Source organism: Ruegeria sp. BHSA123 (assembly GCF_059613425.1).
In genome coordinates, this window is sequence record NZ_JBXWSL010000078.1 from 1 (window position 1) to 11,159 (window position 11,159).

The 11,159-nt window shown below is 57.6% G+C and carries 8 protein-coding genes and 2 pseudogenes; 5 read left to right on the top strand and 5 right to left on the bottom strand.

Annotation, left to right across the window (positions count from 1 at the left end; genetic code table 11):
- The 4 genes and pseudogenes from AC2FNC_RS18490 to AC2FNC_RS18505 all read right to left on the bottom strand — a co-directional run.
- Window positions 1-176: pseudogene (locus tag AC2FNC_RS18490) on the bottom strand (phosphopentomutase); the annotation flags it as partial.
- A complete protein-coding gene (locus AC2FNC_RS18495) occupies window positions 173-1,480 on the bottom strand; it encodes a thymidine phosphorylase (RefSeq protein ID WP_496716204.1) in 1,308 nt (435 codons plus the stop codon). The gene AC2FNC_RS18495 and the pseudogene AC2FNC_RS18490, both read right to left, overlap by 4 nt.
- A 4-nt stretch (window positions 1,481-1,484) precedes the next feature.
- Window positions 1,485-1,877 carry a cytidine deaminase gene (locus AC2FNC_RS18500; RefSeq protein WP_496716206.1) on the bottom strand — a complete coding sequence of 131 codons (393 nt, stop codon included), beginning with the start codon at window positions 1,875-1,877 and terminating at the stop codon, window positions 1,485-1,487.
- A 93-nt stretch (window positions 1,878-1,970) separates the two neighbouring features.
- Window positions 1,971-3,074: a cupin domain-containing protein gene (locus AC2FNC_RS18505; protein WP_496716207.1), complete on the bottom strand. Its 1,104-nt coding sequence runs from the start codon at window positions 3,072-3,074 to the stop codon at window positions 1,971-1,973.
- Between the two features lie 427 nt (window positions 3,075-3,501).
- On the opposite strand from AC2FNC_RS18505, the gene AC2FNC_RS18510 reads away from it, so the two are divergent.
- The 4 genes from AC2FNC_RS18510 (at window position 3,502) to AC2FNC_RS18525 (ending at window position 9,847) form a co-directional block, all read left to right on the top strand.
- Complete coding sequence (locus AC2FNC_RS18510; RefSeq protein ID WP_480517705.1) at window positions 3,502-5,775, top strand: NADP-dependent malic enzyme; 2,274 nt, start codon at window positions 3,502-3,504, stop codon at window positions 5,773-5,775.
- A gap of 45 nt (window positions 5,776-5,820) precedes the next feature.
- Window positions 5,821-6,210 carry a GFA family protein gene (locus tag AC2FNC_RS18515; RefSeq protein WP_480504505.1) on the top strand — a complete coding sequence of 130 codons (390 nt, stop codon included), beginning with the start codon at window positions 5,821-5,823 and terminating at the stop codon, window positions 6,208-6,210.
- Between the two features lie 231 nt (window positions 6,211-6,441).
- The gene (gene prpE, locus AC2FNC_RS18520) at window positions 6,442-8,331 is read left to right on the top strand and encodes a propionate-CoA ligase PrpE (RefSeq protein ID WP_480473554.1); all 1,890 of its coding nucleotides are present in this window, start codon (window positions 6,442-6,444) and stop codon (window positions 8,329-8,331) included.
- A gap of 88 nt (window positions 8,332-8,419) precedes the next feature.
- Window positions 8,420-9,847: an amidase family protein gene (locus AC2FNC_RS18525; RefSeq protein WP_496716209.1), complete on the top strand. Its 1,428-nt coding sequence runs from the start codon at window positions 8,420-8,422 to the stop codon at window positions 9,845-9,847.
- 249 nt (window positions 9,848-10,096) lie between these two features.
- Here the strand turns inward: AC2FNC_RS18525 and AC2FNC_RS18530 are convergent, their stop codons facing one another.
- Window positions 10,097-10,903 carry an NAD kinase gene (locus AC2FNC_RS18530; RefSeq protein ID WP_480553876.1) on the bottom strand — a complete coding sequence of 269 codons (807 nt, stop codon included), beginning with the start codon at window positions 10,901-10,903 and terminating at the stop codon, window positions 10,097-10,099.
- 122 nt (window positions 10,904-11,025) lie between these two features.
- Here AC2FNC_RS18530 and glyA point away from each other — a divergent pair.
- Window positions 11,026-11,159 (top strand): annotated as a pseudogene (gene glyA, locus AC2FNC_RS18535) (serine hydroxymethyltransferase); the annotation flags it as partial.

Below are 11,159 nucleotides of genomic sequence, written 5' to 3' on the forward strand. Positions count from 1 at the left end.
GGCAGGTGCAAAGGGCCGGTGCGCCCCTCTTCTGCACGGCCTTCCGCGCAGGCTTGGGCGATATGGGCCAGCGTGTTTGCCCCGGTATCCGGGACATCACCGTTGAAAAACTGATCTGCGTCGGGTGCCCCGCCTATTCCGACGGAATCCATAACCACAAGGAATGCACGGCTCATACGCTGATCCTTTCGTGGATCAGATCGGGACGCTTGGGAGCTGTATCGCTGATCGTCATCGCGCTTAGCACAGTTTCCGCCGCGCGCCGTGCGGCGTCTTCCCGCGCAGCGTGGACCACGGCAATCGGTGAACCTTTGGACACACGATCCCCCAGCCTGAGGATGTTGGATATTCCTACTGCCGGATCGATCTCATCGCTTTCGACCTGACGGCCGCCACCCAGCGCGACGACCGCAAGGCCCAGAGCCTCTCCGTTGATGGAGGAGATGTAACCGTCTTCGGAGGCAGGAACCTCCTGAATAACGCTCGCCTCAGGCAGGAAACGGGTCCAGGTATCGACAAATTTCACAGGACCACCAACCGCAGCCAACATGCGACCAAACCGTTCGGCGGCGCGACCGTCACGGATAATCTCGGCGATCTGCTCGCGCCCCTCCTCGACCGATTTGCACATGCCTGCATCGGCCAACAGGACGCCGCCCAACTCGGCAGAAATATCCACCAGAGGCGAAGCATCCGGACCGGTCAGAACCTTCATCACTTCCGCGACCTCCAGTGCATTGCCCAGCGCCGATGCCAAAGGCTGGTTCATGTCGGTGATCACCGCCGAAGTCCGGCACCCGGCCGCGTTTGCGGTCTCGGTCAATGCTGTGGCCAGCTTACGGGCATCCTCAATTGTTTTCATAAAGGCACCGCTGCCGACCTTGACGTCAAGAACCAACGCATCCGGGCTGGCCGCCAGCTTTTTGGACAGGATCGATGCTGTGATCAGATCCAGACTTTCAACCGTCGCCGTCACGTCCCGAACCGCATAAAGCCGCTTGTCCGCCGGTGCAATCTGGCCCGTCGCGCCGACGATAGCCGCGCCCGTTTCGCGCAATATCTGCGCAAGTCGGTCCTGACTGATCTGAGTGCTGACACCCGGAATCGCCTCGAGCTTGTCAAGCGTTCCACCCGTGTGCCCCAAACCCCGGCCCGAGATCATCGGAACAAACGCACCGCATTCCGCCAGCGCCGGAGCAAGCACAAGGCTGACACAGTCCCCGACCCCACCGGTCGAGTGCTTGTCGATCACCGGCCCGTCCACATCCCAACTGACAACATCGCCGCTATCGCGCATCGCAATCGTCAAGTCCGCACGCCCCTGAGGGCCCAGCCCGCCCAGACAGACGGCCATGGCAAACGCCCCGGCCTGCGCATCGCTGACGCTGCCGTCTGCCAACCCTTGCGCGAACCAGATCAGCTCGTCGCGGCCTGGAACTTCGTGCCTGCGCAGTTTGGCTATGATTGAACGGGCGTCCATGCGTTCAGACATCTTCCATGTGCGACGCGTCAAACGCACCCGGCAGCAAATCTCCGATGGTTGTCTCAAACTCCGCACCATCGACGGTTGCCAGAGTGACCTTTACATCGCGCTTGCCAAACTCGGCCAGCTTCTGACGGCATCCACCGCAAGGCGGCACAGGCCGAGGGCTGGAGGCAACCACGTAGACTTCGGTCAGTTCCTGCTCACCCGCGGCCACCATTGCGGCAATTGCACCTGCTTCCGCGCAGGTGCCCTCGGGATAGGCCACATTTTCGACGTTGCACCCGGAAAAGACATGACCCGAAGAAGACCGGAGCGCTGCGCCAACTTTGAAGTTCGAATATGGCGCGTAGGCGTTTTCCCGGACAGACAAGGCGGCGTCTTTCAGCGACATGGCGATTCCCCATTTTTTTGATCATCTGGTCAGAAATTTGCACGCTAACGTATTAAAGCGGGGAATTTGAAGCCCCCGACCCGTGTTTTTCGCTTAACCCAGCGTTGTGTTGAAGGTACCGGGTAAGGTGACTTCCAACAATTCGATATTGTCTGTTGGGTCGGACAGCCGTGTGCGCATCCCAGGTGGGATGACGAACGCATCCCCTTGCTCCAGCCGGTAGGGATCGCGCCCCTCTCCTTCCAGGGTGACCTCTCCGTCCATCACAAAGGTAAAGTGAATGTCGGTGTCATGGATGGCCCATTCCGGATCACCCGATCCTTTGCGCACAACCTGCACCCCAGCGACGCCCTTGGTGTTCTCGGCAATCGTGGTGTCGCGGCAGATGTAACCCGGAAGACGGAAGGGCATCCACTCGGGACCCTTGGCCTGATTATAGACAAAACGTTGCCCCTGCCATTCGCGGTCCGGGCGGATGTGCGGAGTGGGAAGTATCATGTCATGGTCGATTTCCGTGACATGCTCAGCCGGTACTCCAATCTCGATGACCTGAACATTATCAGAGGCTTCGAGAACACGGTGCCGGATTTCCGGTGGTTGAATAAAGCAGTCCCCCGCTGTCAGGCGCATTTTCTCGCCCTGATCCTCATAGACCACATCCACCCAGCCATGGATGCAAAAGATCAGCTGAAACCCGACCTTGTGAAAATGCACCATGTCCGGGACCGGTCCGCCATCGGGAATGCGGATATGACTGGCGATGATCGACCCGCCCAGCCGATCCGGCACCAGATCGCGATAGTGCATCCCGGCCCGACCGATGATCCAAGGGGCCTGATCCTTGAGCCTGCGCACGACAAAGGAATGCACGGTCTCTGGCATCACCAGTGGCGGATTTCGTTCTTCAATTTCGATCCGGGTGCCATTTGGGGCCACCAGAACGCGTTCACCACCCGCGAAATCAGACGGATTATCCGTCAGAATACGCAAGGTACCAGGGCTTTCCGGTGCGTCTTTTTCAATGCGCAACCGCACGCCATGCCCCGAAAACACCGCGACGCGCGGATCGTCAGCGGGATAGATCATGTCCATCTTCATCCCCAGTTTTTTCGTGTAAAAGGGGATGTCGTCGCGAATTTCCCGCGTGGGCAGGCGAATCTCAGCGTGCGTTTTCGCCAGATCGGATGTCTTGGTCATCAGTATTCTCTTCGAATTGCAACTTTGGCCATCCGATCAGAACAGACGCCAAAATGCCAACCGAAAAGAACATCCCTGGCATTTCTTCCACAGCGAAGAACCGCATTTCAATGATCACGGATAAAGCGCCGCCGTTCAGCGCGGTGAACTCGACCAAAATCTGGGCGACAACAACTGCTCAGCATCGCTGCAACCAACATCCAACCTACTGATCCCTCGTTGGTTACCAGCCACGTCATCAGTCCTGAATGTCACGACGGCCTTGCCAGAGTGATCTTGGACGTCGCAATGTGAAAAGATGCAAAAGAACTCAGACAATACCAATCCGGATTCTGGTTGCGACATCACGGCAGAGTTACGTAGCGTAGCCAAGTTCAAATAAATAGTTTAAGGCTAAATCAAATTCTCAATGGGAGCTGAATCGCCGATGTCTGACACCCCCAGCCTGCGACAAGCTGCGCTCGAATATCATGAATTCCCCAAACCCGGAAAGCTTGAGATCAAGGCCACCAAACCGATGGCCAACGGTCGCGATCTGGCCCGCGCCTATTCGCCCGGCGTGGCGGAGGCCAGCCTTGAAATCAAGGCCGATGCAGCCAATGCCGAGCGGTACACCGCGCGCGGTAACCTTGTTGCTGTGGTGTCAAACGGCACCGCCGTGCTCGGCCTGGGGAATATCGGGGCACTCGCGTCGAAGCCGGTTATGGAAGGCAAGGCCGTTCTGTTCAAGAAATTCGCAGGCATTGATTGTTTTGATATCGAGGTCGATCAGCCCGATCCCGAAAAGCTGGCGGATATCGTCTGTGCCCTTGAACCGACATTTGGCGCCATTAACCTTGAAGACATCAAGGCCCCCGATTGCTTTATCGTCGAAAAGCTCTGCCGTGAACGTATGAACATCCCGGTTTTCCATGATGACCAGCACGGAACTGCCATTGTGGTCGGGGCTGCGGCCAAGAATGCGCTGCATGTGGCCGGAAAGTCTTTTGAGGACATCAAGGTCGTGTCAACCGGTGGCGGGGCCGCCGGGATCGCGTGCCTGACCATGCTCGTCAAGCTGGGCGTGAAACGTGAAAACATTTGGCTGTGCGACATTCACGGGCTTGTCTACGAAGGACGGGCCGAGGACATGAACCCGCACAAGTCACAGTTCGAGCAGAAGTCGGACTTGCGGACGCTGGACGATGTGATCAGTGGGGCTGATCTGTTTTTAGGTCTCAGCGGACCAAATGTTCTGAAGCCTGACATGGTCCGGAAAATGGCAAGCCGCCCGATCATCTTCGCCCTGGCCAACCCGACGCCGGAAATCCTGCCAGAGGACGCGCGCGCAGTGGCACCAGACGCAATCATCGCCACGGGTCGCAGCGATTTTCCCAATCAAGTCAACAACGTGTTGTGTTTTCCGTTTATCTTCAGGGGTGCATTGGACGTCGGCGCGACCGAGATCAACGACGCGATGCAGATTGCCTGCGTGGATGGTATCGCTGAGATGGCGCGCGCAACCACAAGCGCCGAAGCCGCGGCTGCCTATAAGGGCGAGCAACTGACCTTTGGCCCGGATTACCTGATCCCAAAACCATTTGACCCGCGTCTTGTGGGCGTGGTGTCATCGGCGGTCGCCAAAGCCGCCATGGAAAGCGGTGTTGCAAAACGCCCTATCGACGACTTTGACGCCTATAAGGAAAAGCTCAACCAGACTGTCTTCAAATCTGCCCTTCTGATGCGTCCTGTGTTCGAGGCTGCGGCCGTCGCATCCCGTCGCATCGTTTTTGCCGAAGGTGAAGATGAAAGGGTTCTGAGAGCCGCGCAGGCCATTCTCGAAGAGACGACGGAAACGCCAATTCTGATCGGGCGACCCGATGTGATCGAAACCCGGTGTGAAAAGCTGGGGCTGACCATTCGTCCGGGCAAGGACTGTCAGATCGTTAACCCGGAGAACGACCCGCGCTATTACGATTATTGGACTTCCTACCACCAGATTATGCAGCGCCGTGGGGTGACGCCGGATCTGGCCAAGGCGATTATGCGCACCAACACAACAGCCATCGGTGCGATCATGGTGCATCGTGGCGAAGCGGACAGCATGATCTGCGGCACGTTCGGCGAATATCGCTGGCATCTGAACTATGTTGAGCAGGTGCTTGACGAGGGCAACCTGCGCCCGCATGGTGCCTTGTCCCTGATGATCCTGGAAGATGGCCCCCTGTTCATCGCCGACACGCATGTCCGGCAATTGCCGTCGCCGGAAGAACTGGCAGAAACCACCATTGGTGCTGCGCGACATGTTCGCCGGTTCGGGATCGAGCCCAAGATCGCCTTCTGTTCGCAATCGCAATTTGGCAATCAGGCTGAAGGATCAGGCAAACGGCTGCGGGCGGCGCTGGAAATCCTTGATCGGCAGCCGCGCGATTTTGTCTACGAAGGCGAAATGAACGTAGATGCGGCTTTGGATGCAGACCTGCGGGCGCGCATCTTCCCGGCGTCGCGATTGGAGGGAGCGGCCAACGTTCTGATATTCGCCCACGCAGATGCGGCCAGCGGCGTGCGCAATATTCTGAAGATGAAGGCGGACGGGATTGAAGTTGGCCCGATCCTGATGGGAATGGGCAACAAGGCCCATATTGTTACTCCATCCATCACCGCGCGCGGTCTGCTGAACATGGCGGCGATTGCAGGAACACCCGTGGCGCATTACGGTTAACCTGGGGCGGCCTGGCTGGCGCCCCTGTCAACAGGGGGGAAGCGCATGAAAGGACATTGCCACTGCAACGCCGTGCATTGGGAAAGCGATGCCCAAGCCGCATGGAGCTGTTATTGCCACTGTTCAGATTGCAGGCGAAACTGCGCCGCGCCGGTCACGGCTTTTTTCGGACTGCCGCATGAAGCAGTCAGATGGCTGGGTCAGGCACCAAAGATCTATCGTTCATCTGAAGGGGTCGAACGTCTTTTTTGTGGCAATTGCGGAACCCAAATGGCCTATCGCACAGCGCGCGATAGGGTGAACATACATCTTTACACCGCAACGCTGGACGAACCGGAAACCCTGCCACCACAGTTTCACGTGTTCCACGCCGATCACCTGCCCTGGCTGAACCTTCAGGACAAGCTGCCACGTTACGCCAAAACGGCTGGTTGAGATGATTCCCGGAGGAGCCCAAGATTTGCATGTAAAAGTTTGCAACTTTGCAAATCTTCGCACTGCGGCGATGAAAACTCTGCTACACCTGCGATTTTGCAAAAATTTGCAAGTCATATTCCGCTGATCTGCAAATTTTTTGCGATAAACTGACGCGTCGTCATGCGTCGCGCTTGCCCGGATGTTTTCTGCAACCTAACACAATGTCCAGGCCGTTGTGAGGAGGACGAGATGGCGTATCAGGACGTTTATGACAGCTGGAAGACTGACCCCGAAGCGTTCTGGATGAACGCCGCAAAAGGGATCGATTGGGTCAAGGCCCCCAGCAAGGCACTGTTCGACGACAATGCGCCCTTGTACGAATGGTTCAGCGACGCGCGGGTCAATACCTGTTGGAATGCCGTAGACCGTCATGTGGAAAACGGGCGCGGTGAACAAACCGCCATCATCTATGACAGCCCCATCACCCACACCAAGCGCGAGATATCCTATGTTGAGCTTCGCAACCGCGTGGCCACTCTGGCCGGCGCGCTTCGCGCAAAGGGTGTCGAGAAAGGTGACCGTGTCATTATCTACATGCCGATGATCCCCGAAGCGCTTGAGGCAATGCTGGCCTGTGCCCGCCTCGGCGCCGTGCATTCAGTTGTGTTCGGCGGGTTTGCCAGCAACGAACTGGCTGTGCGCATCGACGACGCCAAACCCAAAGCAATCATCGCCGCGTCCTGCGGGATGGAGCCGGGCCGCGTGGTTCATTATAAGCCCCTGCTTGACGGCGCGATCGACCTGGCTAACCACAAGCCTGATTTTTGTGTGATCTTCCAGCGGGAACAAGAAGTCGCTCAGTTGATTGAAGGGCGCGACTTCAACTGGCATGGCTTCCAATACGGTGTCGAACCGGCTGAATGCGTACCGGTCGATGGCAATGACCCGGCTTATATCCTGTACACCTCTGGCACTACGGGTGCACCCAAAGGGGTCGTGCGCCCCACTGCCGGACACCTTGTGGCACTGAACTGGACGATGAAGAATATCTATAACGTCGATCCGGGTGACGTATTCTGGGCAGCCTCCGACGTGGGCTGGGTCGTGGGACACTCCTATATCTGCTACGCGCCCCTGATCCATGGAAACACCACAATTGTGTTCGAGGGCAAGCCAGTCGGCACCCCGGACGCGGGCACCTTCTGGCGCGTGATCTCGGAACATAAGGTCAAAAGCTTCTTCACCGCACCTACAGCCATCCGCGCCGTCAAACGAGAAGACCCAAAAGGCGAATTGATCGCCAAATACGATCTGTCTCATCTACAGGCCCTCTATCTGGCAGGCGAACGGGCTGACCCTGACACAATTATCTGGGCACAAAACGCGCTGAAGGTTCCGGTGATCGACCATTGGTGGCAAACCGAAACCGGCTGGGCCATTGCCGGAAACCCGCTGGGTATCGAAGAGCTTCCGGTCAAGCTGGGCTCGCCCGCAAAACCGATGCCGGGTTATGACGTGCAAATTCTGGATGAAGGCGGTCACCCGATGAAGGCCGGTGAACTGGGTGCCATCGCGGTTAAACTGCCCCTGCCCCCAGGCACCTTGCCAACACTGTGGAATGCCGAAGCACGGTTCAAGAAATCTTATCTTGAACACTTCCCCGGATATTACGAAACCGGCGATGCCGGGATGATTGACGAAGACGGGTACCTCTACATAATGGCGCGCACCGATGACGTCATCAACGTAGCGGGCCATCGCCTGTCGACGGGTGGGATGGAAGAAGTGTTGGCCGCCCACCCCGATGTGGCAGAATGCGCGGTAATCGGTGTTTCGGACCAACTGAAGGGGCAGATGCCGGTCGGCTTCCTGTGCCTGAATGCTGGTGCCACACGGGATCATGGCGATGTGGTTCAGGAAGTCGTCAAAATGGTTCGGGAAAAGATCGGGCCGGTGGCCGCATTCAAACTGGCTGTTGTTGTCGACAGGTTACCCAAGACCCGTTCCGGTAAGATCCTGCGCGGCACGATGGTGTCGATTGCAGACAGTCAAGATTACAAAATGCCTGCAACAATTGACGATCCTGCCATCCTTGATGAGATCAAGGTGGCGTTGCAGACAATTGGTTACGCAAAGTAACCATCGGGCGGCATCGGCCGCCCATACCATGTCCACCCTTGCAACCTGAATCTGGGCCCCTACTGTCGCTGTAAGACAGTGAGGGCCCATGACACATACCAATATCTGGCGTCTCAGCGCCACAGAGCTGACCACCCTGACCCGACGCGGCGATCTGAGTGCAACCGAGGCGGTTCAGGCCTCGATTGATCGCATGGACGCGGTGAACCCCGCGCTGAACGCAGTCGTCGAAGATTTGCGCACCGAGGCCCTGGAACGCGCGCAGTCGCTAGATGCTGCACGGGAGCGTGGTCAGCCGACCGGCCCGCTGCATGGAGTTCCGGTAACAATCAAGGTGAATGTCGATCAAAAAGGCCACGCGACCACCAACGGTGTCATTGCGCTGAAGGATGTGATTGCACCGGATGACGCGCCGGTGGTCAGCAACTTGCAAAAAGCGGGGGCCATTGTGATCGGGCGAACGAATACGCCCGAGTTTTCCTTCAGGGCCGACACCGACAACCCCCTGCATGGGCGCACGTTCAACCCGTGGGGACGGCACATTTCACCCGGGGGATCATCCGGTGGCGCTGCTGCCGCCGTGATGGCGGGTGTCGGTGCTCTGGCCCATGGCAACGATATTGGCGGCAGCCTGCGCTTTCCGGCTGCCGCCATCGGTGCCGTGACGGTCAAACCGGGGTTGGGACGCGTTCCCGCGTGGAACCCAAGTCAGAAGGCCGAACGCGGATTGCTGGCGCAGTCAATGTCGGTTCAGGGCCTGATCACCCGGTCGGCTGCGGATCTGCACCTGTCCATGCCCAGCCTGATCGCCACCGATGCGCGGGACCCATTCCACGTTCCAATGCCCTGGCACGGCGAGAGTTTTGACCAGCCGATCAAGGTGGCATTCACCAAGAACACCTTCGGCTATGCTCTGCACCCCGAGGTCGAAAAAGCCCTCGACACTGCGCGCGATGCGCTGGTCGATGCAGGGTACATCGTTGAAGAGGTCGATCCGCCCGATGTCTTTGAATGTGGCCGGATCGGGTATCGGACCTTGATGGGCGAAGTGCTGACCCTGATGAAATCTGACATTGAAGCCGCTGGTTCCAGAACCATCCGCGACATCTTTGACGTCTACTTTCAGGAGTTCCCGCCCATCGTTGAAACAGAATTGGTTCGGATGCTGGCCAAGCGCAGCCATTATGCACGCGAATGGTCCCTGTTTATGCAGGACTACCCGCTGGTTTTGTCCCCTTTCCTGCCACAGCCATTTTTCAAACCTGACCGGGACACCGAAGGCGCGGAAGGCGTGCATGATGTTTTGGGATGCGCTGTCTATTCCTATGCGATGAACTTTCTAGGACTGCCAGCAGCTTGCGTTCCATCGCGGCTGGCCAATCTTCCCAAAGGGCCTCAACCTATCAACGTACAGATCGCGGCACAGCGCTGGCGCGAGGATCTGGCCGTGGATGCCGCCGCCGCGATAGAAGCCCGCGTGGGACAGATGTGTTTGCCGCTTTGGGATCAAATGTAGCAAAAATAGACCCCGGGTCATTGTGCCCGGGGTCCAGCTGCTAAAATAAGCCCGGATTTCTGATGACGAGCGTAGCACCACCCACCCTCGCCAGCGCAAAATCTGCGCAACCATTCGAAAACACCGTTCAGGTGGCCACTCACTCCCACCTTGGCGCGTTCTCCGGGCAAGTTCACATTAGCCAATCGTTAAGGGAATTCCTGTGAACTGCTTCACACAGGCGTGAGAAAAATTTGGGGAATCCTAATTTTATGTGAATTGTTCGGATATTAGGCGTTCTTCCAACCCATGGCCGGGATCGAAAAGGATACGGTGCGCAATGGCTGGTTCCGACCTGATCTCGACCCAGTCTATATCCGGGAAAGAAACGGAATCGGCGGCCGCGATGACCGGGCGCTTGTCAGCTTCGACCACATCGAACCTGACTTTCGCCATTTTCGGCAATAAGGCACCGCGCCACCGCCGTGGGCGAAACGCCGCGATGGGTGTCAGGGCCAGAACGTCAGCGCCAATCGGAACAATCGGCCCATGCGCGGAATAGTTGTAGGCGGTCGATCCCGCAGGCGTGGCAAGCAACGCCCCGTCACAGACCAGTTCGGCCATGCGCACCCGGCCGTCTACGCTGATCTTGAGCCTTGCTGCCTGAGGACCGGCACGCAGCAATGACACTTCGTTGATCGCCAGCGCCTCGTGCAGTTTTCCAGATTGATCCATCGCCTGCATGGCCAACGGGTTGATAACCTCTTCCTCGGCATCCTCCAGCCGCGCCATCAGGTCGTCTTCGTGATACTCATTCATCAGAAAGCCGATCGTGCCGCGATTCATCCCGTAGACCGGAGTATCAAGATGCTGCATGTTGTGCAGGGTGTGCAACATGAAGCCGTCCCCACCTAATGCAACCACAATATCTGCGTCCCGAGGTGCCACGTTACCATGTTTGGCCACCAGGATGTCGCGCGCCGTTTGCGCCACTTTGACCTCACTGGCGAGAAAGGCGATTCTCTTTTTCATGTTTTGTGGTTTCCGGTGTTGCACATTTGGTTCCGAAACAAACATACCTTTCCCCAATAGGCCAGTCTTGACGCCGCAGCAGGCCAAATCGTCGCTTTAAGCCTTTTGCGAAAGTGGCGTTTCCGATAGGAAATCCGCAAGATTTTACCCAGCCATGTGGAGCGCCAATGAACGCCAATCTTCGTGACACCGGATTTTTCACCCAGTCCTTGTCGGACCGCGATCCTGAGCTTTTTGGCTCGATCCGGTCTGAGCTGGGTCGTCAGCGCGACGAGATCGAGCTGATTGCGTCCGAGAACAT

Excerpts from the sequence above, each read along its gene's own strand:
- AC2FNC_RS18495 (WP_496716204.1), bottom strand. The coding sequence starts at position 1,480 with ATGGACGCCCGTTCAATCATAGCCAAACTGCGCAGGCACGAAGTTCCA.
- AC2FNC_RS18500 (WP_496716206.1), bottom strand. The coding sequence starts at position 1,877 with ATGTCGCTGAAAGACGCCGCCTTGTCTGTCCGGGAAAACGCCTACGCG.
- AC2FNC_RS18505 (WP_496716207.1), bottom strand. The coding sequence starts at position 3,074 with ATGACCAAGACATCCGATCTGGCGAAAACGCACGCTGAGATTCGCCTG.
- AC2FNC_RS18510 (WP_480517705.1), top strand. The coding sequence starts at position 3,502 with ATGTCTGACACCCCCAGCCTGCGACAAGCTGCGCTCGAATATCATGAA.
- AC2FNC_RS18515 (WP_480504505.1), top strand. The coding sequence starts at position 5,821 with ATGAAAGGACATTGCCACTGCAACGCCGTGCATTGGGAAAGCGATGCC.
- prpE (WP_480473554.1), top strand. The coding sequence starts at position 6,442 with ATGGCGTATCAGGACGTTTATGACAGCTGGAAGACTGACCCCGAAGCG.
- AC2FNC_RS18525 (WP_496716209.1), top strand. The coding sequence starts at position 8,420 with ATGACACATACCAATATCTGGCGTCTCAGCGCCACAGAGCTGACCACC.
- AC2FNC_RS18530 (WP_480553876.1), bottom strand. The coding sequence starts at position 10,903 with ATGTTTGTTTCGGAACCAAATGTGCAACACCGGAAACCACAAAACATG.